Source organism: Pseudomonas sp. p50(2008) (genome assembly GCF_015351605.1).
Lineage (GTDB): Bacteria > Pseudomonadota > Gammaproteobacteria > Pseudomonadales > Pseudomonadaceae > Aquipseudomonas.
The window spans coordinates 75466-100727 of the sequence record NZ_JACMYF010000002.1; the positions used below are offsets into that span (position 1 = coordinate 75466).

The following is a 25262-nucleotide window of genomic DNA, read 5'->3' on the forward strand; positions in this document are numbered from 1 at the left end:
ATCACGAAGCGTATTACTTTTCTTTGATCGGTGTGCTGTCCGTGATCTTGAAACGCAACACGCCGATGAGCTGGCCGTCTTCGGTCAGAACACGCACTTGCCAGTTGCCCGCCGGGTTGCCGGGGAAGTTCTGTTTGTGGGTCCAGGCCCGGTAGCCTTCCTTGCGCCCACCGTGGATATCCAGCGGGATGCGATCAACTTCTTTGCCGTTGAACTGCCACACGTGATAAATCCGCTCGTCCAGGCCGCGCGGCGCATTGATCGCGGTATAAGCGTATAGCCCGCCACCGCGTATCTGCTCTGCGCTGACCTCATCAAGACTGTCGCCGGGGGTGCGGTCCTGCAGTTGCGTGCTGATGGCGACATCGGTCATCCAAAGCGTTGCCGGCGGCACCCACGAGCGCAGTACCCAGCCCACGCCACCAATGCCCACGGTGATACACAGAATCGCCAGTGCATTGCGCACCGTACGGATCGGAAAGATCGACGCCAGGCTCGGGAAAGACAGCACGACCGCGATACCCAGTGCCAGTTTGAAGCTCTGGGCGGTGGTCAGGTGCAGGATGACGGGGAGGGCGGTGAGCAGTGCCGCGAACAAAGTCAGCGTATGCAGCGCCAGAAACGCCCAGCGACGGGGTGCCAGCCATTTGTAGTAGAGCGGGTCGATAATGGAAATCAGTGCCGCAATGCACAGCAACCCGGTGAAGAAAAACTGGCCACTGTTCCAGGTGGTGGTGATGAAGAAAAACGGCAAGACGAAGAACAGGCTTTCCTGGTGAATCATCTGCGTGGCGTAACGCAGCAAAGGCTGGGGAATTTCGCGCTTGAACAGTTTCGCGAACAGCTTGGTGAGGCTGTTTTCCAGCATCAGCCAGATCCAGCTGAGCACCATGATGATGGTGATCCAGGTGGCCAGGCCTTGCTGGCGATCAACCAGGATGAAACTGCCGACCCCGGAGATAAACCCACCGAGCGCAATGACCCCAGGGTAGCGCTTCATCAATTCCAGGATGCGCTGGACGTACAGGTTCAGGGTAGGCATTCGGCGGTTCGCACTAGTCGTAGGAAAAATCCTCGACAGGTTACCGCCGAGAAGGGCGGTGTGGCGAGGAGGCCGGTTACTGGGTGGTACACAAACCTGTAGAAACTTAACTGTGGTGAGGGGATTCGAGACATGTGGCGAGGGGATTTATCCCCGTTCGGCTGCGCAGCAGTCGCGAAGATTTTGGAGGCCGCTTCGCAACCCAACGGGGCGGTGCGACGTTTCGCTGAATCCCCTCGCCACGGGACAACCTGCTAAATCCCCTCACCAAAGTGCTATCACCACTGAGTCAGCCGTCAGCGCCTGCGATGAATGCGCCAGGCCAGCAACGCCAGCAGCAACAACCCCAACAACCCGGCAATCGCCCATACCAGCTCATCATCACTCATCAACGGCGTTTCAATCCGTAGATACCCCGGCTGCAGCAGAAGTTCACGCATGGCCTTGTTCGCCTCTTCCAGCGTCACGCCTTGCAGCTCCTTGGCCGGGTTGGCGAAACGACCGTCTTGAAAGTCGCCCAATGCGCTCCAGTAGTAATCCGCCAACGCGCTATTGCCTTGTACCGCCCAGGTCTGTCGCGCGATGGCGGCTTGTTTGAGGCGATTGAAGGTCTCGGCATTGAGCCCGTCCTTGAGCAACCCGGCCTTCAATTCCTCGAGTACCTGCTTGGCTTGCGACAGGTCATCTCGCTCAAGATCGGCGTTCAAGCTCATGAAGCCAACCCCGCCAAACACCTCGCGCTCGGCAGAGGGCCCGTAAGACAAACTGTGAGCCAGACGCATCTGGCGATAGAGCGCCCAGTCCAGATAGTCCTTGAGCAAGTCGAAGGTCTCATCGTGCTGATCCTCCAGCACAGGCTCCGGTACCAGCCAGTGAAGTTTTGCGCCATTGCCAACCAGGCCGTTGCTCAACGTACGCTCGTGCGCTGCCGTCGCCTTGATTTCCGGCAGAGGTGGATGATCGGTCGGATCAACCGCTTCCAGTTCGCCGTATGAGCGTTCCAGATACGCCGGCAACAACCGGTCAAGGTCACCAACGACGATCAACGTCATGTTGTTGGGCGCGTACCAGGCTTTGCGTACCTGCTCGAGTTGCTCGCGGGTCAGGTGATCGACCTCCGCTCGCTCGGGGCATTTGAGGCCCAGTTCCACGGCGAGCTGATTACTCGCCGTGTGCCCCAGGTCCTGCCGGTCCAGCCAGCGTTGCAGGTGCGAATAATGTCCGCCGTCTTCACGCTCGACCACTTGCTTGGCGGCATTGACGGCGTTGTCGTCGAAATGGGTCTGGGTCAGCAGCGCCAGCAGCAGGTCGAGTACCTTGCGCTGGTTTTTCGCCGGGGCTTCGATCACGAACGTGGTATCGGCATTGCTGGTGTAAGCGTTCCACTCACCGCCCAGGGCCTGCATGCGTTCTTCGAGACCGCCTTCGCCGGTGGCGTCGATGCCGCTGAACAGCAAATGCTCGAGCAAATGCGGCAGCTCCTTGTCGGCGCACTCGAAGTCATCCAGACCGACACCAACGACCAGCCGGATTGCCACATGCCCACGGTCAATGCCGGGTTTGAGCAGCAATTGCAGACCATTGGGCAGCGTATAGCCCTCAACCTGGAAGCGGTCCAGGGCAAATGAAGGGAATGATCCAAGCAATAGGCAGGCGAATAACAGGCAACGCATAACGAGCTTCCATACGGCTGATTGGAGATCCGTGTCGTCCTTCAGACCGCTATCGCGGGCAAGCCCGCGCCCACAGGTACCGGGTCGACCAAAGATGTAGGGTCAGCCCCCAATACCTTGTGGGAGTGGGCTTGCCCGCGATGGCAGTCTTGAAGTTGAACCAATGTTACTGACTAGCCACTCTGCCAGACGTTCAAGGCGAATGCGTGATGTCAGCCAAATCGTCCACCACCAACGCGCCCGTGTCGGACGTTTCCAATACAGCGTAGGCACTGCTGCAGAACAATGAGTTCAAGCGTTTCATGTCGGCAATCAATTCCAGATGCAGTGAACTGGTCTCGATACTCTGCACGATCTTACGTTGCAACCGGCTGACATGGGCGTGGGCCAAACGCCGTTCCTGTGCGCGAAAACGACGTTTCTCACGCAGTAACTGACGGGCGCTTTCCTTGTCGGAACTGAGGAACACGGACAGCCCCAGGCGCAAGTTGGCAATCAACTGGCTGTGCAATCCCGCCAACTCTTCCAGGCCGACCTCGGAAAACGACCGACGCTGCGAGGTTTTCTGCTGCTGAACCTTGCGCAACATGCGTTCGATCAAGTCGCTGGCGAGTTTGAGGTTGATTGCCAGCTCAATGATTTCTGCCCAGCGCCGACTATCCTGATCGCTCAAATCTTCCCGGGGCATTTGCGCCAGATACAGTTTTATGGCGCTATAGAGCGCTTCGACATCGTCCGTCAGACGGCGCATTTCCTGGGTCACGGCGGTCTGTTTGCCGTGCAGGACGTCGAGCATGGCTTCCAGCATGTTGTCGATCAAGTCGCCAATGCGCAGGGTTTCACGCGCGGCATTGGCCAGCGCCAGACCGGGCGTGACCAGCGCCGTCGGGTCAAGGTGCCGCGGCTTGGCCATCCCGTTTATTTCCGGCCGCTCTGGCAACAGCCAGGCACACAGCCTGGCCATGGGTCCAACGCTGGGCAGCAGGATCAGGCAACGCGCGGTGTTGTAGAGCAGGTGGAAGCCAATGACCATTTCCTGTGGGCTGTAATCGAGGCTGTCGATCCAGTGCACCAGCGGGTCCAGCACTGGAATGATCAGCAACAGCCCGATCAGTTTGTACAACAGACTGCCCAGCGCGACTTGGCGACCCGCAGCGTTTTGCATGCTGGTGCTGAGAAAGGCCAGCACCCCACTGCCGATGTTGGCGCCAATCACCAGGCCGATGGCCACCGGCAAACTGATCACGCCAGCCCCGGCGAGGGTGGCGGTGAGCAGGACCGCGGCGAGGCTGGAGTAGGACACCATCGCGAACAGCGCCCCGACCAGGGCATCGAGCAGGATGTCGCCGGTCAGGGACGCGAAAATCACCTTCACGCCCTGGGCCTGCGTGATGGGCGCGGCGGACTCGACGATCAGTTGCAGCGCCAGAATGATCAGCCCCAACCCGATGCTGACGCGGCCCATCTGTCCAAGCCGTGTTTGCTTGCGCGACAGAAAGAAGATGACCCCGAGGAAAATCAGCAGCGGCGACAGCCAGGACAGATCAAGCGTCAACACCCGCGCCATCAACGCGGTACCGACGTCGGCCCCAAGCATGGTGGCCAGGGCCGGAGTCAGCGCCATCAGGCCTTGCCCGACAAACGAGGTGACCAGCATTGCGGTTGCGTTGCTGCTCTGAACCATGGCGGTCACGACGATCCCGGCAATGAACGCCAGCCATCGCTTGGACATGTTCTGGCCAATGACGTGGCGCAGGTTGGAACCGTAGACCCGCAAGATGCCGGTTCGGACGATGTGCGTGCCCCAGATCAACAAGGCCACGGCAGATAACAAATTGAGCAGGGTGAGCATAAGGGGCCCCCTGTGGTGGTAGCGCCCCAAAGGGGCAAGTTGACGGTGCCGCGCGACTTTCTACGTTCTGTACTTAAGCTGTAGTTGGCTAACGGTCTGTGCGCCAGCATCGCATAGCTAAAGAGGTGTTTGAAACAAAACTGTCATAAAAACAGCTTGATGCAGAAACGAAAAAGGAGCCCGAAGGCCCCTCTTATCATCACCTGTAGCAGCTGCCGGACGCAGGCTTCGCCAGCTGCTACACCTGCGGGTTACTGGCCAGGAATGTCCTTGCGCAGTTTCACCGGGTCTTGCTGCTTCTTCTTTTTCGCAATCGCGGTGCGCATCTTGATGTTGATCGCTTCCACGGCCAGCGAGAACGCCATGGCGAAGTAGACGTAGCCTTTTGGCACATGTACGTCGAACGATTCAGCGATCAGCACGGTACCGACGATCAGCAGGAACGACAGCGCCAGCATCTTGAGCGACGGGTGCTTGTCGATGAACGAGCTGATGGTGCCGGCAGCCAGCATCATCACCAGTACGGCGACGACGATTGCCGCAACCATGACCGGCACATGGGAAACCATGCCGACCGCAGTAATCACCGAGTCCAGAGAGAACACGATGTCGATGATCGCGATCTGGATGATCGTGTACAGGAAGTTGCCGCCTTTGCCTGTTGGCTCTTCGTTGGTTTCGTCTTCACCTTCCAGCGCGTGGTACATCTCTTGCGAGCTCTTCCACAGCAGGAACAGACCACCGAAGAACAGAATCAGGTCGCGTCCGGAAATACCCTGGCCGAGGACCTCGAACAGATCGGCGGTAAGTTGCATGACCCAGGTGATCGACAGCAGCAACGCGATTCGCGTGACCATCGCCAGCGCCAGACCGAAGATCCGGGTGCGCTGCTGCATGTGCTTGGGCATGCGGCTGACCAGGATCGAGATCATGATGATGTTATCGATACCCAGGACAATTTCCAGGGCGGTCAGGGTAAAGAAGGCAACCCAGATTTCAGGGTTGGTCAGCCATTCCATGTGTATTCCTTTGAGCGAGTGTTAAACCACGAAGGGCCCGGGCTTCAACAAACAAAGCCTGGACCCGTCTTGGTGAGTCTTGAGCTTATAGAGTGCTGAACAGCGGAAAAATCCCCATCAGCACTGCTGCAACCAGTATGCACATGCACACCAGCACTGCCCACTTCAGGGTAAAGCGCTGATGATCACCGAAGTCGATCCCGGCCAGAGCCACCAACAAGTACGTCGATGGTACCAACGGGCTCAGCAAGTGGACGGGCTGACCGACGATCGAGGCACGTGCCATTTCGACTGCGGTTATACCGTAATGACTCGCGGCTTCGGCAAGTACTGGTAACACGCCGTAATAAAAAGCATCGTTCGACATGAAAAACGTGAACGGCATGCTCACCAGCGCGGTAATCACAGCCAGGTACGGGCCGAGGAAATCCGGGATGACCGCCAACAGGCTTTTCGACATCGCATCGACCATGCCGGTGCCCGTCAGGATACCGGTGAAAATACCAGCCGCGAAGATTAAACCGACCACTGCCAACACGCTACCGGCATGAGCGGCGACGCGGTCTTTTTGCATTTGCAGGCACGGGTAGTTGACGATCATCGCGATACTGAACGCCACCATGAACAGCACCGGCAGCGGCAACAGACCGGCGATCAGGGTGCACATCAAGGCCAGCGTCAAAGCGCCGTTGAACCAGATCAGTTTCGGACGACGGGCATCCGGGAACTGCGAAACGCTGATCTCGCTGTGGTCGATTTCATCGCCAGCCAGGTGCAATTCACCCAGACGAGCGCGCTCGCGTTTACCGTAGAAGTAGGCAATCGCCAGGATTGCCACGACGCCCGCCAGCATCGCCGGAATCATCGGTACGAAAATATCGGACGGGTCGACATGCAGCGCACTGGCTGCACGCGCGGTCGGACCGCCCCAAGGCGTCATGTTCATCACGCCACCGGCGAGGATGATCAGGCCGGCCATGATTCGCGGGCTCATGCCGATGCGGCTGTAGAGCGGCAGCATGGCGGCGACGCAGATCATGTAAGTGGTCGCGCCGTCACCATCGAGGGAAACGACGAGCGCCAGTACGGCGGTACCGACCGAAACCTTCAGCGGGTCGCCCTTGACCAGTTTGAGGATCTTGCGCACGGCAGGATCGAACAGGCCGGAATCGATCATCAGGGCGAAGTACAGAATGGCGAACATCAGCATCACGCCGGTCGGCGCAAGCTTGGTGATGCCTTCGAGCATCATCGGACCGATCTTCGGTGCAAAACCACCGAACAGGGCAAAAACAATCGGGATGATGATCAATGCGATCAGCGCGGACAGGCGCTTGGTCATGATCAGGAACATGAACGTGATGACCATGGCAAAGCCAAGGAAAGTCAGCATGGGAATACTCCAGGCGTAGCGCGGCTAAGGGAAATGGGCGAACCGCAAGGGCTCAGCGCAGAACGGGAAGCAGGAGGCGTACGGGCGGAGTGACAGCGAAGCGGCGGGAAGTAGAGGACATCAGAATCACCATTGTTGTTGTTAAATGGACCGTGCGAGCGATAAAACACTGGCAGTGGCCAACCGGTCTGTTGCCGGGAGTAGGGCGATCCTAATCGTGAAAGCTTTCACCCAGCTTTCGCTGGTAAACGCATTGACCGGACGTGCAACCGGTCGTCGGGCAGAGGAATGTAGTCGGATCGCGTCGCGGCCATCGAGAGCGCACAGATTTATGGTCGCTGGAGATCCCTGTAGGAGTGAGCCTGCTCGCGATGGCGTCGCCAACTACTCAGAGGAAGGAATGTCATGAACGAAATTCACACCGGCGGTTGCCACTGCGGCCAATTGCGCTATCAGTTCAGCGGGCCGTTGCACGACATCGCCCACTGCCACTGTTCAATCTGTCGAAAGGTCAGCGGCGGCATCGTCACCACCTGGATCACGACGCCCGCATCAGCCTTCGAATGGTTGAAAGGGACGCCCGCGCAGTACGAATCATCATCCAGCTGTGTGCGATATTTCTGCCGCAACTGCGGGGCGCAACTGGCATTGGTGACACGCCTGAGCCCCGAGAGCATTGACGTTACGATCGCCACGCTCGATCACCCGGAACAGGCGCCGGCAGAGCGGCACATCTGGACCGACAGCCGTTTGCCGTGGCTGCACCTGGACGAACACCTGCCCTCTGAGCCCGAAGAAACGCTCTGATCAGAACACCGACAGGTTCAGCGGCCGGACCTCGCCCATCCAGATCGCGTGCTCCGTGTGATCCAGCAGATCGTCACCGGTGTCCGGGTGCAGGAACACCACCAACCCTTTGCGATTAAGCGCCAGCCACGGCAACACATCGCCGATGTAGTGCGGTTCGAACGCCAATTGGCAGCTCCAGTCAGGGTGCGGCCCGACCGGACGCTCGTGCACGCGCCCCATCTTCACCGGAAACAACTGCGCTGCCTGCTCACACAAGGCCCGCGCCTGATCGATGCTGTTGGCGTCGAAATACACATGGGCGTGATAACCCTTGATCCCTTGCATCTGAATACCTCTAAAACCCAGTCGAACCCTCACCGATCCCCACAGGTCACACGCCATATACGTAGGAATCAAGGAAGCTCAGCCATGAAAAATGCCGAAACCCCCGTTGTGAAAGTGGTGCTCTATGGTGCCATGAGTAGCCTGGGCAGTGCGCTGATGGCTGAAATGCTGCGGCGCCAGCACGAAGTGATCGCCATACTCGACGACCTGACGGCGCTCGCGCCACGACCAGGCTTGCGCACCAAGAGCGGTGACTTGTTTGATGCCGAACGGGTCAAGCAGAGCGTTGCAGGCAGCTCGGCGGTGGTCTGTCTTTTAGACGCACCAGGGCTGCCGTTCAACAGTGAGCACGTGGAAAAAACCATCGTACCGGGACCGGTCGAGCAAGTGCTGGCGGTCGATGCGTTGATCGAGGGCATGCAGGCATCAAACATTCCCCGGCTGTTCCTGGTGGGCGATTTCGAATTGCTGGACGATCCGGAAATAGAAGATCGCCTGCAACGCCACGCTGCTGAAGAAATTCGCGAAGCCCTGCAAAGCAGCTCATTGCAATGGACGATGGTCAACGCGCCTCGCGGCGTGCATGGGTTGACCATTGAACATTTCAGCCAGGTCAGCAGCAGTCTGGAGCCCGGTTTGGCCGAGCCACTTGAACGGTTGAACAGGGTCGCAGTGGGGATTGCCGATGAGCTGCATCTGAACCTGCACGTGGGTGAGCATGTGAATTTCGTTGCGGCTTCGACACATTAGAGGATCACACCGCAATCGAAGGCAGCGGTAACCCATTCAGCGACTGCGCGCTATTTGCCTGCTCTGCCATCAACCAATCCACGAACTGACGAATCAACACCCCACGCCGCTTGCGCTGGGGCAGGACAACGTAATAGCCCAGCCGCGAAATAACCGTTTCGGCGATGGGTCGGCACAACAACCCCTGGGCGAGCAAGTTATCCACAAGGTGGCGCCAGCCAATGGCGACGCCCTGACCGCCGATCGCCGCTTGAATGAGCAAGGTGTAGTTGTCGAAACGCAGCTGCCCGGGCGCGGGTGCCGAGTTGATCCCCAGCTCGCGAAAGACGCCGCTCCAGTCAAACCAGTTGCTGCCGTTTTCACCCCGCAAGTGCAGCAACGGAAACTCAAGCAATGAGGGGACGGGCAAGGGCAGAGGTCGGTCCTTCAATAAGAGAGGGCTACACACCGGGAACACTTCTTCGCTGAACAGCCAATGACTCTCACCCTGCTTGAACCGACCTTCCCCGAACAATACGGCGACATCGATATCCGTACGCAGCATGTTCTGACTGCGCTCACTGGTGACGAGACTGACGTCGACGCTGGGATGCGCAGCGTGGAAGCGGTGCAGTCGCGGCATCAACCAATAGGCGGCGAAAGCAAAGTCCGTGGCGACCTGCAGTACCTCGTGTTGATTCTGTGTGCTGATCGCACTTAATCCTGCATCGATATTCTGCAAACCGAGCTGAACTTGCTCAAACAGAATAGCGCCAGCCTCGGTCAATTCGATGCCGCGATAGATACGATCAAACAAGCGGATGGCGAGTTGATCCTCCAGTCGTTTGATCTGCTGGCTAATGGCCGGCTGCGTAGTGCCAATCTCCGCCGCGGCAGCCGTGAAGCTGCGCTGACGCGCGGCGGCTTCAAATGCACGCAACAGGTCGAGGGACAAATCACCAAGGGCGTCATACATAAGCTGGGCTTATCCTAGTCATTGCTTGGCATGGGCTTTACCTCAAACTCTATGGATCCCATGCTCGGTCGCAGCACTCTCGCATAAATATTCACTATGGAATGCCGCGATCACATGAAGCGCAAGAATATTCTTTTCATCATGGCCGATCAGATGGCCGCGCCAATGTTGCCGTTCTACGGTCCTTCGCCAATCAAATTACCCAATCTCAGTCGCCTCGCCGCCGAAGGCGTGGTGTTCGACGCCGCCTATTGCAATAGCCCATTGTGCGCGCCGTCGCGCTTTACCCTGGTCAGCGGCCAGTTACCGAGCAAGATCGGCGCCTACGATAACGCGGCGGACTTCCCCGCCGATGTGCCCACTTATGCTCACTATTTGCGTCGCCTCGGTTACCGCACGGCACTGTCAGGAAAAATGCACTTCTGCGGTCCCGACCAACTGCATGGCTACGAAGAGCGACTGACGAGCGACATTTACCCCGCGGATTATGGCTGGTCGGTCAACTGGGACGAGCCGGACGTTCGACCTACCTGGTTTCACAACATGGCATCAGTGCTCCAGGCCGGGCCGTGCGTGCGTACCAATCAGTTGGATTTCGATGAAGAGGTGGTGTTCAAGGCCCAGCAATATCTGTTTGACCACATCCGTGAGGATGGCGATCAGCCTTTCTGCCTGACCGTTTCCATGACGCATCCACACGATCCGTACACCATTCCAAAAGCCTTTTGGGACCTGTACGACGACGCCGACATCCCGCTTCCTGAAACGCCGCCTCAGTCCGACCTGGACCCACACTCTCAGCGACTGCTCAAGGTTTACGACCTGTGGGACAAGCCGCTGCCTGTGGATAAGATTCATGACGCACGTCGCGCTTATTTCGGAGCTTGCAGCTATATCGACAGCAATGTCGGCAAACTCCTGCAAACCCTCGAAGATACGGGCTTGATTGACGACACCATCATTGTGTTTTCCGGCGACCATGGCGACATGCTCGGTGAGCGTGGGCTCTGGTACAAAATGCATTGGTTCGAAATGGCGGCCCGTGTGCCGCTGCTGATCAGTTCGCCCGGGCAGTTCGGTGCGGGCAGGATCAGCGCAGCCGTTTCCACTGCCGATTTGTTGCCAACCTTTGTCGAATTGGCTGGCGGATCGCTGGAGCCTGGATTGCCGCTGGATGGCCGCTCGCTGGTTTCGCACTTGAAGGGGCAGGGTGGTCATGACGAAGTGTTCGGCGAGTACATGGCCGAGGGCACCATCAGCCCGTTGATGATGATTCGCCGGGGAGCTTACAAATTCATCTACAGCGAAGACGACCCTTGCCTACTCTTCGATGTACACAACGACCCACGAGAACAGGAAGAGCTCAGTCAGTCGCCGCAGCATCAGCCACTGTTCGCCGAATTTCTCGCCGAGGCACGCGCCAAATGGAATATCCCGGCGATTCACCAACAGGTGCTCGCGAGTCAGCGGCGTCGGCGGTTTGTTGCCGATGCGCTGACTATCGGCAAGCTGAAGAGCTGGGATCACCAGCCGCTGGTGGACGCCAGTCAGCAGTACATGCGCAACCACATCGACCTCGATGATCTGGAGCGCAAAGCACGTTATCCACAACCCTGCCAAAACCAATAATGTTAAGGGGAAGTCCATGCAAAGGTTATCCACAGTACTGACGGTCGGGCTAATGGCGCTGGGCAGCGCTTCGGCTTTTGCCGAGCAAAGCTGCGATACGGTGAAAATGGCCGATCCTGGCTGGAGCGACATCGCCGCGACTAACGCCATTACCGGATTTTTGCTGGACGGCATGGGCTACAAGGCCAAAGTCGACACGCTTGCGGTGCCGATCACGTTTGGGGGACTCAAGGACGGCCAGGTCGATGTATTTTTGGGCAACTGGATGCCCGCGCAGCAGGGGTTTTACGACAAGTTCGTCGCCACTGGCGATGTCACTCAATTAGCGAAGAACCTGGACGGAACCGAGTTCACGCTCGCGGTACCGGATTACGTCTGGGATGCGGGTGTGCATAATTTCGCCGACCTGAACAAATTTGCCGACAAGTTCGAGAAAAAAATCTACGGCATCGGCTCTGGCGCGCCAGCCAACATCTCCTTGCAAGACATCATCAAGAAAAACGATTTCGACCTGGGCCAATGGAAACTGGTTGAGTCCAGCGAACAGGCGATGCTGGCGGAAGTGTCGCGTGCCGTGAAGAAACAGAAGTTCGTGACCTTCCTCGGCTGGACCCCGCACCCTATGAACGTGCAGCTGAAGATGCATTACCTCAAGGGTGGCGAGAAATACTTTGGCGATACCGGCGCGGTTTATACATTGACCCGAAAAGGTTATGCACAGGCCTGCCCGAATGTCGGCAAGTTGCTCACCAACCTGAGCTTCACCCAGGAAATGGAGAACAGCATCATGGCTGAGGTGGTGAACAAGAAAGTCAGCAACGCGGACGCCGCTAAAGCCTGGATCAAGGCTAATCCTGCAGTGCTGGATAAATGGCTTGATGGCGTGAAGACGGTCGATGGTAAAGATGCTTTGCCGGCAGTGAAAGCCAAACTCTGAACCGCCGCCGATCGTTGATCGTTCCCACGCTCCGTGTGGGAACGATCAGCGAACCCAGCGGGACGGTGCGACGATTCGACGAGCGCCCTCGCCACAATGATTGCGTTGAGCCTGCTACCCTTGCGCAAAACCTTGACCGAGAGGACCCATGGCCTTCCCCAGCCGCCATTCGCTCTTCCCCTTCTTAAGCTGGTTGCCCAGACAAACCCGCGCCAGCGTCGGGCGCGACCTTGTCGTCGGCCTGAGCGGTGCGATTCTCGCGTTGCCGCAGTCCATTGCCTACGCCCTGATCGCCGGTCTGCCACCGGAGTATGGCTTGTACGCGGCGATCATCCCGGTCCTGATCGCCTGTCTCTGGGGTTCGTCGTGGCATTTGATCTGCGGTCCCACCGCAGCGATTTCCATTGTTCTGTACGCGAGTGTCAGCCCTCTGGCCGTTCCTGCTTCACAGGACTACATCACCCTTATCCTGCTGCTTACGCTGTTGGCCGGCATTTTTCAGTGGCTGCTGGGCTTGCTGCGTTTCGGCGCCCTGGTGAATTTTGTCTCCCACTCCGTGGTACTGGGCTTCACGCTCGGGGCAGCGGTGGTGATTGCGATCGGTCAGTTGCCGAATTTACTGGGGCTGGACCTGCCCAGTCAGGCCACGGCGCTGGACAGTGTCATGACGCTGCTCCAGCACCTCGGCCAATTTGACAGGGCCTCACTGATCCTGGGCCTGGCGACCGTTGTCGTGGGCGTCTTCTTGAAATGGCTGCTGCCACGCTGGCCGACGCTGCTGATCACGCTGGTACTGGCCGGGCTGCTGGTGTGGCTTTGGCCGTCGATGTTCGATCATGTGAAATTGGTCAGTGCCTTTGTCGGACGGCTGCCGCCGTTCAGCCCGGTGCCACTGGATCTGGACCTGATCCTGCGCTTGCTGCCCAGCGCAGTGGCGGTTGGAATGCTTGGGCTAGTGACGAGTTTGTCGATCGCACGCTCCCTGTCGGCGCGATCGCAGCAACTGCTTGATGCCAATCAAGAGGTCCGCGCCCAGGGTTTATCAAACATCGTCGGCGCATTTTTTTCCGGATCACTGTCAGCCGGCTCGTTTACTCGCTCGGGCCTGAGCTACGAAGCCGGCGCCTGCTCGCCATTGGCTGGCGTGTTTTCAGCGTTGTGGGTGGCGCTGTTCGCGATTTTCGGTGCGGCGTTGATCGCGCACATTCCCATTCCAGCGATGGCCGGCAGCATTTTGTTGATCGCCTGGGGGCTGGTGGACCATCGCGGCATTCGCGCGCTATTGCGGGTCAGTCGCGCCGAATTTGTCGTGATGGCGCTGACCTGTGTCGCCACGCTGCTGCTGGAATTGCAGACGGCGATCTACGCCGGGGTGCTGGCTTCGCTGTTTTTCTACCTCAAGCGCACCTCGCAACCGCGGGTGCAGCATTGGCGTGAGGGCGACGAGGACATTTTGCGCGTGGGTGGTTCGATCTTTTTTGGCGCCAGCCATTACCTGCAGGTGCGTCTGCAACGCATGCACGGTGAGCGCGTGGTGATCGAGGCGCAGCAGATCAATTTCATCGACTACTCGGGCGTTGAAATGCTCCACCAGGAAGCGCGACGCCTGCTCAAACAGAATCGCAGCCTGACCCTGCGGCGGGCTCGACCTCAAGTGGTGGAAGAGTTGAGAAAACTGGAGGGCGCGGAACACTGCCCGATCCGGTTTGAAGATTGAAACAACGTTTCTGTAGTAGCAAGGCTTGCCCGCGATGAACGTTAAGGTGGGGTAACAGGTACACCCCGGCGCCTGAATCGCGGGTAAGCCTTGCTCCTACAGGGATTACGCGGCCAATTGCCGGCGCAGTTCAGCCAGCACCGGCGCCGTGTCCGGGCGCACGCCGCGCCACAGGTAGAACGCTTCCGCCGCCTGTTCTGCCAGCATCCCCAACCCGTCCATTGCCACGGCCGCGCCATGCGCCTGGGCCCAGCGACAGAACGAAGTCGGTTCCTTGCCGTACATCATGTCGTAGCACACCGTTTTGCCCGGCTCGATCAAGCTGCTGGCAATCGGTGGGACATCGCCTGACAGGCTCGCGGAGGTCGCGTTGATGATGAGGTCTACCGATTCCTTCAACCAATCAAAACCACTGGCCGACACCGGTCCGAGATCGTCAAACAGCTCCGCCAGCAACTCGGCTTTTTCCACCGTGCGGTTGGCGATGATCACAGAGGCAGGCTGTTCAGCGAGCAACGGCTCCAGCGCGCCACGTACCGCGCCACCGGCGCCCAGCAACAGAATGCGCTTACCCTTGAGGCTGAAACCGGCATTCACCGTCAGGTCCCGCACCAGCCCGGCGCCGTCGGTGTTGTCACCCAGCAACGTGCCATCGGCCAGTTTGCTCAGGGTGTTCACCGCTCCGGCCCGTTGTGCCCGCTCGGTCAGGCTGTCAGCAAGGCGATAGGCCTCTTCCTTGAAGGGCACCGTGACATTTGCACCCCGACCTTCACGGAAAAACGCCCGGGCAAAGTCGGAAAAATCGTCGAGCGGCGCCAGCGAGGTGCTGTAGTCCAATTGCTGCGCGGTTTGTTCAGCGAACAGACGATGGATCAATGGCGACTTGCTGTGGCCAATCGGGTTGCCGAATACGACGTAACGGTCCATCGGTAGTGCTCCTTCAGGCCTTGGCCAACCAATCGCGGTCTTGCAGGAAGTACTCGGTCAGGCGTGCTTCTTCGCTACCCGGTTCGGCCTTCCAGTCATAGCTCCAGCGCACTTGCGGAGGCAGGGACATGAGGATCGATTCGGTACGCCCCCCAGATTGCAGGCCAAACAACGTGCCGCGGTCGTAGACCAGGTTGAACTCGACATAACGGCCACGACGGAACTCCTGGAACTCGCGCTGCCTGGCAGTAAATGCATCGTTCTTGCGGCGCTGAACGATCGGCAGGTACGCGTCGATGAACGCGTCACCGATAGCGCGCATGAAGGCGAAGCTGGTGTCGAAATCCCATTCGTTCAAGTCATCGAAAAACAGGCCGCCGATACCGCGCGGTTCGTGGCGATGCTTGATGTGGAAGTAGCTGTCGCACCACGCCTTGTAGCGCGAATAAACATCCGGGCCGAACGGCGCACACGCCTGCTCGGCAACGCGGTGCCAGTGCACGCAGTCTTCTTCATTGCCGTAGTAAGGAGTCAGGTCGAAGCCACCACCAAACCACCAGACCGGCTCCTCTCCTTCTTTTTCAGCAATGAAAAAGCGCACGTTGGCGTGGGAAGTCGGTACATGCGGGTTGTGCGGGTGGATCACCAGGGACACGCCGAGCGCTTCGAAGCCACGACCGGCCAGTTCTGGTCGATGAGCGCTGGCAGACGGTGGGAGACCGCTACCAAACACGTGGGAAAAGTTAACGCCGCCTTTTTCGATGACCGTCCCGTTTTCAATCACTCGGGTACGGCCGCCACCGCCGGCCGTCCGGGTCCAGGCGTCTTCGACGAAGTGCGTACCGCCGTCTTCGGCTTCCAAAGCAGCGCAAATGCGGTCTTGCAGGTCGAGCAGATAGGCTTTTACGGCCTCGGTGCGGGTCGTCATGTCATCACCTTGAATCGGGCAAAGCTACGCGGCGCACTAATGGCCGGCGGCAAATTGCTGCGTAGGATAACACCGCACCCTGTTCAACCGCAGTTGACGAAGATCAAGGTTGGGAGTTCGATAGGCTGCTTTGCGCTACAACACTCGTAGCCAAGACCTGAGGAGAGTTCTGATGGCAAAACGTATCCAGTTCCGCGCCCACGGCGGACCAGAAGTGCTCGAGTACGTCGACTACCAACCCGCCGAACCCGGCCCGCAGCAAGTGCGCGTGGCCAACAAGGCCATCGGCTTGAACTTCATTGACACCTATTTCCGCAGCGGGCTGTATGCACCGCCAGCCCTGCCATCGGGCCTGGGCGCAGAAGGCGCGGGGGTGGTCGAGGCAGTCGGCAGTGAAGTCACCCGTTTCAAGGTCGGTGATCGAGTGGCCTACGGCAGCGGCCCATTGGGCGCTTACAGCGATCTGCACGTACTGCCGGAAGCCAATCTGGTGCACCTGCCTGATGCGATCAGTTTCGAACAGGCAGCCGGAGTGATGCTTAAAGGACTGACCGTCCAGTACCTGCTGCGCCAAACCTATGACCTCAAGAGTGGCGAGACCATTCTGTTCCACGCTGCCGCGGGTGGTGTGGGTTCATTGGCCTGCCAGTGGGCCAAAGCCTTGGGAGTGAAGTTGATCGGCACCGTCAGCTCCCCGGAAAAAGCCGCCTTGGCGAAGGCGAATGGCGCTTGGGCGACCATTGATTACAGCCACGAAAACGTAGCGCAGCGCGTGCTGGAACTGACCGACGGCAAAAAAGTCCCGGTGGTGTATGACGGTGTTGGCAAGGACACCTGGCTGACGTCGCTCGACAGCGCTGCGCCTCGCGGCCTGGTGGTGAGTTTCGGCAATGCGTCGGGCGCGGTGGACGGCGTGAATCTGGGGATTTTGTCGGCGAAGGGTTCGCTGTACGTGACCCGTCCCACGCTCGCCACTTATGCCAACAACGCCGAAAACCTGCAGCGCATGGCGGACGAGCTGTTCGAGATGATCATCAGCGGGAAGTTGAAAGTGGATATCAGCCAGAAATATTCCTTGGCCGATGCGGCGAAGGCGCAGACGGAGTTGTCAGCGCGGCGTACCACGGGTTCGACTGTTCTGTTGCCTTGAAGACGCCATCGCTGGCAAGCCAGCTCCCACGGATTCAGTGTCGTAAACATGCTATGTGGACGACCAAAATCCTGTGGGAGCTGGCTTGCCAGCGATGAACGATGACCCGGTCTCAATCCGGGCGCACAACATGCCCGGTGGCCAGGTCCCGAATGACGCTCGGGTTCTTGCGCCCGCCGAGGTTTCCGCCCAGGACCAGATCAACCTGCCCACGGAAATACTGCTCGACGCGAATCCGCGTACGCGCCGCCGGCCTGCCTTGCGGGTTTGCCGAGGTCGACACCAACGGCCCGACCAGCGAACACAAATCCCTGACCTGCGGGTGATCACTGACGCGCAGCGCCACGGTTTCATGCACGCCGGTAATCCACTGGGGCAACAGGTTCTGATGCGGCACCAGCCAGGTATTAGGGCCCGGCCAAGTGCTGGCCATGCGGTCCATCCACAGCTCTGGGAAGTCTTCGAAAAGAAAGTCGAACTGCCGAATGTTGTCGGCCACCAGAATCAGTCCCTTTTCCATGGATCGGCCCTTGATCATCAGGAGCCGCTGTACCGCTTGTTGGTCCCACGGATCGCATCCCAGACCCCACACCGCTTCGGTTGGATAGGCAATGACCGCTCCTGCGCGAACGGCTTGCGCGGCTTGTTGCACACGCCAACTGTTGACCATGAAAAACTCTCCGGAATAAGGCTCTGCGCAGTTTACCGTTCTTCCCTGTAAAACCTAGCTCACCCGCGCAAACCAGCGCCCGCTTTCACAAACGGCCCTGCCATCCATTTCCAGCTCCGTCAAAGCAGCCAGCACTTTCGGCAAAGCCCAGCCGCTGCTGATGGATAGCGCCTCACTGGTGTGCGGCGCCGCATGGAGCAGGATAAGCAATGGATGACTCACGGGCGGTGTCTCTGGAGACAACGGCAATTGTTGCCAGCCGCGTAACGCTTCAAGAATGTGCTCAATGGTTTCAACCAGCACCGCACCGTCGCGGATCAGTTGGTGACATCCCTTGGCACCGGGATGATGAATCGATCCTGGAATCGCATACACCTCCCGACCTTGCTCCGCCGCCAGTCTCGCGGTGATCAACGAACCGCTGGCAACACTCGCCTCGACCACCAGCACGCCGAGGGATAAACCGCTGATGATTCGGTTGCGCCGGGGGAAGTTGCTGGCGGTGGGTCCGGCGTCCAGCGGGAACTCCGAAACGACCGCGCTGCCCGACGCAATCATGGCATCCGCCAGGCGTTGATTGCGCTGTGGATAAAACTTTTCAAGACCCGTGCCAAGTACCCCGACCGTTCGACCACCGACATCGACCGCCGCTTGGTGCGCCGCGGCATCAATCCCCAACGCCAGGCCACTGGTAATCACAAAACCGGCCCCGGCCAGGCTTCGAGAAAACGCTGCGGCCGTGTCCATCCCCGGACGTGATGCACGACGGCTGCCCACCATCGCCAACTGAGGCTTTTCCAGAATGCCCGGATCACCTGCCACGAACAGCAGAGGAGGCGCATCGCTGATTTCGGCCAGCAACGCCGGGTAGTCAGGCTGGTCCCACATCAGTAAATGCTGGCCCGGACGCTCTAACCAGGCCAATGCATGACTGGCGCCGTCACGAACTTCAACGGCTCGACGAGCCTCTGCACAAGCAAAAGGCAAACCCAGGGACTTCCAGGCACTCGCCGGCGCGCCAAGCGCTTTGGACGCCGAACCGAAGGCTTCGAGCAGTTTCTTGAATCGCACAGGACCGAGTTCAGGCAAACGGTGCAGGCGTAAACGGGCTTCCAGTTCCGCCGGGGATACTGGTGTCACGGCTGGCAGTTTCATGGATCATCCTTGATCGTTATGAGCCCCGTTCAAACGGGAATAAGCTGTGGATAACTCTGTTGGTAACTTGTGGAGCAGGCTAAGGATTTCGCACCTTGTCCATCACCGCCAAAGAGCGCGATGCATTCAGGACCAATCCATAGCTGAGCTTGTCGTAGGTGCGAAATACCATAAGCAAACCGGCACGCTCATCAGGGATTTTCAAGGGTTGGCCAGTGATCCGGTCCCGTACTGTTTCACCGGTTTTCATCACCACCAGGACGTTGCCTTCCGCCAGACCATCGCGCTGACCCTTGTTGAGCGTGACCACATCCATCGCGCCAATCTGCGTGACGCCGCGTGGCACATCGATGATCAAGCCGTTGATTTCACTTTTTGGCGAGCTGGGCATGAACGTCGAGTTGATCGATCGTTCTTCGCCGCTGAACAATCGATCACCGAGGCGTATTTCCTGCGTGGTGCGTTGCACGGCGAGGGTAGCGACATCGCCCTCGGTGGCCACAATCTCGCCGCCGCCGATGTCGTCCGCGTTGATGCCCAGAAATTCCTTGCTGTCCGGATCGGTGTAGACCTTGCCCTGACGGAAGATGCCGTACACCGGCTGGTTCGGATCGAAATGGCCGCGAGCGAAAATCCGGTCGCCGTTGCCACTGAGCACGCGCTCCGCATCGCCAGCGACGATGTAGGGCGCCTTGTCGAAGTCTTCAGCCTTGTCGACGATGCGATTGCTGAGCAGGAAGCTGTTGATCGACTGCAGTGGAATGCTCGGAATGGCCTCCGCCATCGGCGAACTGCGGATGCGCGGCGACAACTTGATGGTGCCCCTGGAGGCCCCGCGATTGAGGGTCAGGCGCGGCTGGCCGTTGACGTAGACCAGCGAAAGCGAATCGCCGGGATAAATAAGATTGGGGTTTTCGATCTGGGGATTGGCCTGCCACAGCTCTGGCCATTTCCACGGTTCACGGAGGAATTTTCCCGATATGTCCCAGAGTGTGTCTCCAGCCACCACTGTGTATTGCTGTGGAAAACCTTCCCTGAGTTGCACTTGCCCATGTGCCAAACCGGCCGAAGCCAGAAGGAGCAGGGCGAGTAGTGATTTCCTCATGCGGTGAATCCCTTTATTATGTGCGTTCGCGTGAAACGCCAGAGCCCTCGTGGCTCGCTCCCGACTCTTGAGAGAAAAGGGAGCTACGCTTCACAACGGTAGCCTGCATCTTCGGACCCGCCAGGCCATCGACCCGACTTTACCTCACACGTGCAGCAAATAAGCTTATGGCCATTTTAGACATCCTCGAATTTCCCGACTCGCGCCTGCGCACTATCGCCAAACCTGTGGCCGTAGTGGACGACGAAGTGCGTCAGTTGGTCGACGACATGTTTGAAACAATGTATGAAGCGCCAGGCATCGGCCTCGCCGCGACCCAGGTCAACGTGCACAAACGTATCGTCGTGATGGACCTCTCCGAAGACCGTACGGAACCCCGGGTGTTCATCAACCCCGAGTTCGAATCCCTGACCGACGAGATGGAGCAGTATCAGGAGGGTTGCCTCTCGGTACCAGGCTTCTACGAAAACGTCGATCGCCCACAGAAGGTCAAGGTCAAGGCCCTGGATCGCGACGGCCAGCCTTACGAACTGATTGCCGAAGGCCTGCTCGCCGTGTGCATCCAGCACGAATGCGACCACCTTAATGGCAAATTGTTCGTTGATTACCTGTCCAACCTCAAACGCGACCGAATCAAGAAGAAACTGGAAAAGCTCCATCGCCAGAACGCTTGATGCCCTCCTTTCAAAGGCTTGCTGCGGCAAGCCTTTTTCTTTTCAGAGATTGCTCCCATGACTGAGCCACTGCGCATCGTCTTTGCCGGCACCCCGGAATTCGCCGCCGAACACCTCAAGGCCCTGCTCGACAGCCCCTACGAGATCGTTGCGGTCTACACCCAGCCGGATCGTCCGGCGGGCCGTGGGCAAAAACTGATGCCAAGCCCGGTCAAGCAGCTCGCGCTGGAAAACCAGATTCCGGTGTTGCAGCCACCGACCCTGCGCAACGAAGACGCTCAGGCAGAACTGGCCGCGCTCAAGCCGGATTTGCTGGTGGTGGTGGCCTACGGTTTGATCCTGCCGCAAGTGGTGCTGGATATTCCGCGTCTGGGTTGTATCAACAGTCACGCGTCCTTGCTGCCGCGCTGGCGCGGAGCGGCACCGATCCAGCGTGCCGTTGAAGCCGGCGACAGCGAAAGTGGCGTAACCGTGATGCGCATGGAACTGGGCCTCGATACCGGGCCAATGCTGCTCAAAGCCATTACACCGATCACGGCGCAGGACACGGGCGGCAGTCTCCACGACCGTCTGGCTGAACTTGGACCACCGGCAGTCCTGCAGGCGATTGCCGGTCTCGCTGCCGGTACGCTGGTCGGCGAAGTGCAGGACGACAGCCTCGCCACCTACGCGCACAAACTGAACAAGGACGAAGCACGCATCGATTGGAGCCGCCCTGCCGTTGAGCTGGAGCGCCTGGTTCGCGCTTTCAATCCGTGGCCGATTACCCACAGCACGCTCAATGGCGAAGCACTGAAAGTGCTGGCCGCAAGCCTCGTCGAAGGGAAGGGCGCACCCGGAGAAATTCTCGGTGCCAGCAAAGATGGCTTGATCGTCGCGTGCGGTGAACAGGCGCTGTGCCTGACCCGTCTGCAATTGCCCGGCGGCAAGGCGCTGAACTTCAGCGACTTCTTCAACAGCCGTCGTGAAAAATTCGCCGTCGGCACGGTGCTTGGTCAAGTGGCGGACGCTCAATGAACCCGCGTCTGGCCGCCGCCAAGGCACTGGCTGCTGTTCTGAACGGAAAAGCCTCGCTCAACAGTTCGCTGCCGACGCAGATGGACAAGGTTGAAGACCGCGACCGTGGTTTCACCCAGGACCTGGCGTTCGGAACCGCTCGCTGGCAGCCGCGTTTGTCCGCACTGGCAGCCAAGCTATTGCAGAAACCCTTCAAGGCAGCAGACGCCGATGTCGAAGCGCTGTTGTTGGTCGGTCTCTACCAACTGCTTTACACCCGCGTCCCGGCCCACGCGGCCATCGGCGAAACTGTCGGTTGCGCCGACAAACTGAAAAAGCCGTGGGCGAAGGCTTTGCTCAACGCCGTGCTGCGCCGCGCCCAACGCGAAAGTGAAGCGTTGCTGGCTGAACTGGAACACGACCCGGTAGTGCGCACCGCGCATCCGCGCTGGCTGCAAAAATCCCTCAAGGCGTTCTGGCCTGAACAATGGGAAGCGATTTGCGCTGCGAACAACGCTCATCCACCGATGATTCTGCGGGTCAACCGCCGCCATCACTCCCGTGACGCGTATCTCGGTTTGCTGAGTGACGCCGGCATTGCTGCCAGCGCGTGCGTATACAGCCAGGACGGCATCATCCTCGACGCCGCGGCCGACGTGCGCAGTCTTCCAGGTTTCGCCGAAGGCTGGATCAGCGTGCAGGACGAAGCGGCACAGCTGGCTGCCGATCTGCTGGATCTGGCCCCGGGCCAACGAGTACTCGACGCCTGCTGCGCACCGGGGGGCAAGACCTGCCACATTCTTGAAGCCGAGCCTGCACTTGCAGGAGTTGTGGCGGTAGACCTGGAAGCCAAGCGCCTGGTGCGCGTGCGGGAAAACCTTGCACGCCTGGGACTGAGCGCGGAACTGATCGCTGCCGACGGCCGTGACACGGCTACCTGGTGGGACGGCAAGCCGTTCCAGCGCATCCTGCTCGACGCACCGTGCTCGGCGACTGGCGTAATCCGTCGCCACCCAGACATCAAGCTGACTCGCCAACCCGACGACATCGCAGCATTGGCGGTCATTCAGGGCGAGTTGCTGGACGCCATGTGGATCACCCTGGAAGTGGGCGGAATTCTTCTGTACGCCACCTGCTCCACGCTACCCACTGAGAACACCGAAGTGATCGAGGCTTTCCTGGCTCGCACACCAGGTGCCCGCGAGCTGGATCTCGCCACAGCGGCCGGCATCAAGCAGCCCCATGGTCGCCAATTGCTGGCGCAGCAAGGTGGGCACGACGGTTTCTACTACGCCAAGCTGATCAAGATCGCCGCCGCGCGCGGTTAACCGGTTTAAGGGAGTGACTGGATGAAAATCATCATCCTCGGCGCAGGGCAGGTCGGCGGTTCGCTGGCGGAACACTTGGCCAGCGAAGCCAACGACATCACCGTGGTCGATACCGATAGCGAACGCCTGCGTGACCTCGGTGACCGGCTGGACATTCGAACCGTGCAAGGCCGCGGCTCGCTGCCAACGGTGCTGCGTCAGGCCGGCGCGGACGACGCCGACATGCTGGTGGCCGTGACCAACAGCGACGAAACCAACATGGTGGCCTGCCAGGTTGCCCACACCCTGTTCCATACGCCGACCAAGATTGCCCGTGTCCGAGAAGCTGCGTACCTCACACGCGCCGAACTGTTCGACAACGAAGCGATTCCGGTGGACGTGCTGATCAGCCCGGAACAAGTGGTCACCAATTACATCAAGCGTCTGATCCAGCATCCGGGCGCGTTGCAGGTAATCGACTTCGCTGAAGGCAAGGCGCAGTTGGTGGCCGTGAAGGCTTACTACGGTGGACCTTTGGTGGGTCAACAACTGCGGCAACTGCGTGAGCACATGCCGAATGTGGAAACCCGCGTCGCTGCGATTTTCCGTCGTGACCGACCGATTTTGCCCCAAGGCGACACCGTGATCGAAGCGGATGACGAAGTTTTTTTCATTGCCGCCAAAGCGAACATTCGCGCGGTGATGAGCGAAATGCGCCGCCTTGATGAAACCTACAAGCGCATCGTTATCGCCGGTGGCGGGCAAATCGGTGAGCGTCTGGCCGAGGCCATCGAGAGCCGCTATCAGGTCAAGATCATCGAGATGAACCCGACCCGCTGCCGCCATCTGTCCGACACCCTGGACAGCACGGTCGTGTTGCAGGGCAGCGCCTCGGACCGCGATTTGCTACTCGAAGAAAATATTGCAGACGCAGATCTCTTCCTGGCCCTGACCAACGACGACGAAGCCAACATCATGTCTTCGCTACTGGCTAAACGTCTGGGTGCGAAGAAGGTGATGACCATCATCAACAACCCGGCCTACGTGGATCTGATCCAGGGCGGCGATATCGACATCGCCATCAGCCCGCAGCTGGCCACCATCGGCACCTTGCTCGCCCACGTGCGTCGCGGCGATATCGTCAGCGTGCATTCATTGCGTCGGGGGGCGGCGGAAGCCATCGAGGCGATTGCCCATGGCGATGCAAAGTCGAGCAAAGTGATTGGCAAGGCCATCGAGAACATCGGCCTGCCACCGGGCACGACTATCGGGGCAATCATTCGTGATGAAGAAGTGATCATTGCCCATGACGACACGGTGATCGAAACGGGCGACCATGTGATTCTGTTCCTTGTGGATAAAAAGCATATTCGCGACGTGGAGAAGCTGTTTCACGTGGGGCTGAGCTTTTTCTAACAGATCATTCCCACGCTCTGCGTGGGAATGCCTCAACGTACGCTCCGCGTTCGGCTTTAAAGGGACGCGGAGCGTCCTGGGCTGCATTCCCACGCGGAACGTGGGAATGATCTGCATAAAGAGGTGCTAACCATGATCGAATCCCTGGAAAAGATGCTCGCCAAGGGTGTGGATAACGCTTTGCTGCGCTTCGGCCTGGGCAAGGGTTATCTGGATCTGGGCGAAAACGCCAAGGCGGCCGAGCATTTCCAGCGTTGTGTCGAATTCGACCCCAAATATTCGGCGGCATGGAAGCTGTTGGGCAAAGCCTGGCTGGCGTTGGCGGACTTTCCGGCTGCGCGTCAGGCATGGGAACAGGGCATCGAAGCCGCCCGCGCCCATGGCGACAAGCAGGCGGAAAAGGAGATGACGGTGTTTCTGAAGAAGCTTGAGCGTCAGGCTCAGTAATCAGAGATAGCGCAGGCCAATGCCATCGGCATCTACCAGCACCACTTCCATGCGCACTCGCGGCGCACCTGTGGGTAACCCCTGCACCTGACCATAAACCACCGCGCCTTTGGGCAACGACGACAGGCGCGGATGCTTGACGTAGACACCCGTGGTCGACAGATTGCGGGTCTGGCCGAGGCATTCGCCGAAGCTGTCGTGAATGATCTTGATGCGAAACGATTTGCGGTGTTCGGACATCTTCTGCGCCCTTATTAACCGGGTTGTGGATAACTGGATTTTTTTGTAGGAGCACAGCTTGCTCGCGAGGCGATATGCCATCCAACACCCATGTTCAATTTAATGAAGTCTTCGCGTGCAAGCATTGCTCCTACAGGTTATCCACA

General features: G+C 59.1%; 24 protein-coding genes. 11 read left to right on the forward strand and 13 right to left on the reverse strand.

Translation table 11 applies throughout. The features are described from left to right. Positions 1-13: 13 nt before the first annotated feature. From H7698_RS05445 to H7698_RS05465, 5 genes are all read right to left on the reverse strand, one after another. Positions 14-1042 carry a DUF5924 family protein gene (locus tag H7698_RS05445; RefSeq protein ID WP_194690820.1) on the reverse strand — a complete coding sequence of 343 codons (1029 nt, stop codon included), beginning with the start codon at positions 1040-1042 and terminating at the stop codon, positions 14-16. 296 nt (positions 1043-1338) lie between these two features. Then, on the reverse strand, positions 1339-2715 hold the full coding sequence (locus H7698_RS05450; protein WP_194690821.1) for a M16 family metallopeptidase: 1377 nt from the start codon (positions 2713-2715) through the stop codon (positions 1339-1341). A gap of 193 nt (positions 2716-2908) precedes the next feature. Then, positions 2909-4567 carry a Na/Pi cotransporter family protein gene (locus tag H7698_RS05455; RefSeq protein ID WP_162437576.1) on the reverse strand — a complete coding sequence of 553 codons (1659 nt, stop codon included), beginning with the start codon at positions 4565-4567 and terminating at the stop codon, positions 2909-2911. Between the two features lie 251 nt (positions 4568-4818). Next, a complete protein-coding gene (locus H7698_RS05460) occupies positions 4819-5586 on the reverse strand; it encodes a TerC family protein (RefSeq protein ID WP_162437577.1) in 768 nt (255 codons plus the stop codon). Positions 5587-5671: 85 nt separating this feature from the next. Beyond that, complete coding sequence (locus H7698_RS05465; protein WP_162437578.1) at positions 5672-6979, reverse strand: CitMHS family transporter; 1308 nt, start codon at positions 6977-6979, stop codon at positions 5672-5674. A gap of 405 nt (positions 6980-7384) precedes the next feature. Between H7698_RS05465 and H7698_RS05470 the strand changes: the two genes are divergently transcribed. Beyond that, positions 7385-7786 (forward strand): GFA family protein, encoded by a 402-nt coding sequence (locus H7698_RS05470; protein WP_194690822.1) that lies wholly within the window; start codon positions 7385-7387, stop codon positions 7784-7786. Here the strand turns inward: H7698_RS05470 and H7698_RS05475 are convergent, their stop codons facing one another. Next, positions 7787-8113 carry a DOPA 4,5-dioxygenase family protein gene (locus tag H7698_RS05475; protein ID WP_194690823.1) on the reverse strand — a complete coding sequence of 109 codons (327 nt, stop codon included), beginning with the start codon at positions 8111-8113 and terminating at the stop codon, positions 7787-7789. Between the two features lie 84 nt (positions 8114-8197). Here H7698_RS05475 and H7698_RS05480 point away from each other — a divergent pair, with 84 nt between their 5' ends. Next, the gene (locus H7698_RS05480) at positions 8198-8863 is read left to right on the forward strand and encodes an NAD(P)-dependent oxidoreductase (RefSeq protein WP_194690824.1); all 666 of its coding nucleotides are present in this window, start codon (positions 8198-8200) and stop codon (positions 8861-8863) included. Between the two features lie 4 nt (positions 8864-8867). On the opposite strand, the gene H7698_RS05485 is transcribed toward H7698_RS05480, so the two are convergent. Continuing rightward, positions 8868-9818 carry a choline sulfate utilization transcriptional regulator gene (locus H7698_RS05485; RefSeq protein ID WP_194690825.1) on the reverse strand — a complete coding sequence of 317 codons (951 nt, stop codon included), beginning with the start codon at positions 9816-9818 and terminating at the stop codon, positions 8868-8870. Positions 9819-9932: 114 nt separating this feature from the next. Here H7698_RS05485 and betC point away from each other — a divergent pair, with 114 nt between their 5' ends. From betC to H7698_RS05500, 3 genes are all read left to right on the forward strand, one after another. Further along, the gene (gene betC, locus H7698_RS05490; RefSeq protein ID WP_194690826.1) at positions 9933-11447 is read left to right on the forward strand and encodes a choline-sulfatase; all 1515 of its coding nucleotides are present in this window, start codon (positions 9933-9935) and stop codon (positions 11445-11447) included. 16 nt (positions 11448-11463) lie between these two features. Beyond that, positions 11464-12384, forward strand: a complete 921-nt coding sequence (gene choX / locus H7698_RS05495; RefSeq protein WP_194690827.1) for a choline ABC transporter substrate-binding protein — start codon at positions 11464-11466, stop codon at positions 12382-12384. 148 nt (positions 12385-12532) lie between these two features. Continuing rightward, positions 12533-14101 carry a SulP family inorganic anion transporter gene (locus H7698_RS05500; RefSeq protein ID WP_194690828.1) on the forward strand — a complete coding sequence of 523 codons (1569 nt, stop codon included), beginning with the start codon at positions 12533-12535 and terminating at the stop codon, positions 14099-14101. 105 nt (positions 14102-14206) lie between these two features. Here H7698_RS05500 and aroE read toward each other — a convergent pair whose 3' ends face one another. Beyond that, a complete protein-coding gene (gene aroE, locus H7698_RS05505; protein WP_194690829.1) occupies positions 14207-15028 on the reverse strand; it encodes a shikimate dehydrogenase in 822 nt (273 codons plus the stop codon). 13 nt (positions 15029-15041) lie between these two features. Further along, complete coding sequence (hemF, locus tag H7698_RS05510) at positions 15042-15956, reverse strand: oxygen-dependent coproporphyrinogen oxidase (protein WP_162437587.1); 915 nt, start codon at positions 15954-15956, stop codon at positions 15042-15044. 172 nt (positions 15957-16128) lie between these two features. Here hemF and H7698_RS05515 point away from each other — a divergent pair, with 172 nt between their 5' ends. Next, a complete protein-coding gene (locus tag H7698_RS05515; RefSeq protein WP_162437588.1) occupies positions 16129-17106 on the forward strand; it encodes an NADPH:quinone reductase in 978 nt (325 codons plus the stop codon). Between the two features lie 112 nt (positions 17107-17218). Here H7698_RS05515 and H7698_RS05520 read toward each other — a convergent pair whose 3' ends face one another. The 3 genes from H7698_RS05520 to H7698_RS05530 form a co-directional block, all read right to left on the reverse strand. Further along, the gene (locus H7698_RS05520; protein WP_162437589.1) at positions 17219-17776 is read right to left on the reverse strand and encodes an L-threonylcarbamoyladenylate synthase; all 558 of its coding nucleotides are present in this window, start codon (positions 17774-17776) and stop codon (positions 17219-17221) included. A 54-nt stretch (positions 17777-17830) separates the two neighbouring features. Then, positions 17831-18931 carry a DNA-processing protein DprA gene (dprA, locus tag H7698_RS05525; RefSeq protein ID WP_194690830.1) on the reverse strand — a complete coding sequence of 367 codons (1101 nt, stop codon included), beginning with the start codon at positions 18929-18931 and terminating at the stop codon, positions 17831-17833. Between the two features lie 79 nt (positions 18932-19010). Further along, on the reverse strand, positions 19011-20036 hold the full coding sequence (locus tag H7698_RS05530) for a LysM peptidoglycan-binding domain-containing protein (RefSeq protein WP_194690831.1): 1026 nt from the start codon (positions 20034-20036) through the stop codon (positions 19011-19013). A 167-nt stretch (positions 20037-20203) separates the two neighbouring features. Between H7698_RS05530 and def the strand changes: the two genes are divergently transcribed. The 5 genes from def to H7698_RS05555 all read left to right on the forward strand — a co-directional run bounded on the left by def (position 20204) and on the right by H7698_RS05555 (position 24876). After that, positions 20204-20710, forward strand: coding sequence for a peptide deformylase (def, locus tag H7698_RS05535; protein WP_162437592.1), 507 nt, complete (start codon positions 20204-20206; stop codon positions 20708-20710). Positions 20711-20767: 57 nt separating this feature from the next. Beyond that, positions 20768-21727, forward strand: coding sequence for a methionyl-tRNA formyltransferase (fmt, locus tag H7698_RS05540; protein WP_162437593.1), 960 nt, complete (start codon positions 20768-20770; stop codon positions 21725-21727). Then, a complete protein-coding gene (gene rsmB / locus H7698_RS05545) occupies positions 21724-23034 on the forward strand; it encodes a 16S rRNA (cytosine(967)-C(5))-methyltransferase RsmB (RefSeq protein WP_194690832.1) in 1311 nt (436 codons plus the stop codon). Before fmt ends, rsmB begins: the two co-directional genes overlap by 4 nt. Positions 23035-23055: 21 nt before the next feature. After that, the gene (trkA, locus tag H7698_RS05550; RefSeq protein ID WP_162437595.1) at positions 23056-24429 is read left to right on the forward strand and encodes a Trk system potassium transporter TrkA; all 1374 of its coding nucleotides are present in this window, start codon (positions 23056-23058) and stop codon (positions 24427-24429) included. Between the two features lie 132 nt (positions 24430-24561). Then, on the forward strand, positions 24562-24876 hold the full coding sequence (locus tag H7698_RS05555; RefSeq protein WP_194690833.1) for a tetratricopeptide repeat protein: 315 nt from the start codon (positions 24562-24564) through the stop codon (positions 24874-24876). On the opposite strand, the gene H7698_RS05560 is transcribed toward H7698_RS05555, so the two are convergent. Continuing rightward, positions 24877-25116, reverse strand: a complete 240-nt coding sequence (locus tag H7698_RS05560) for a PilZ domain-containing protein (RefSeq protein ID WP_162437597.1) — start codon at positions 25114-25116, stop codon at positions 24877-24879. Positions 25117-25262 lie beyond the last annotated feature (146 nt).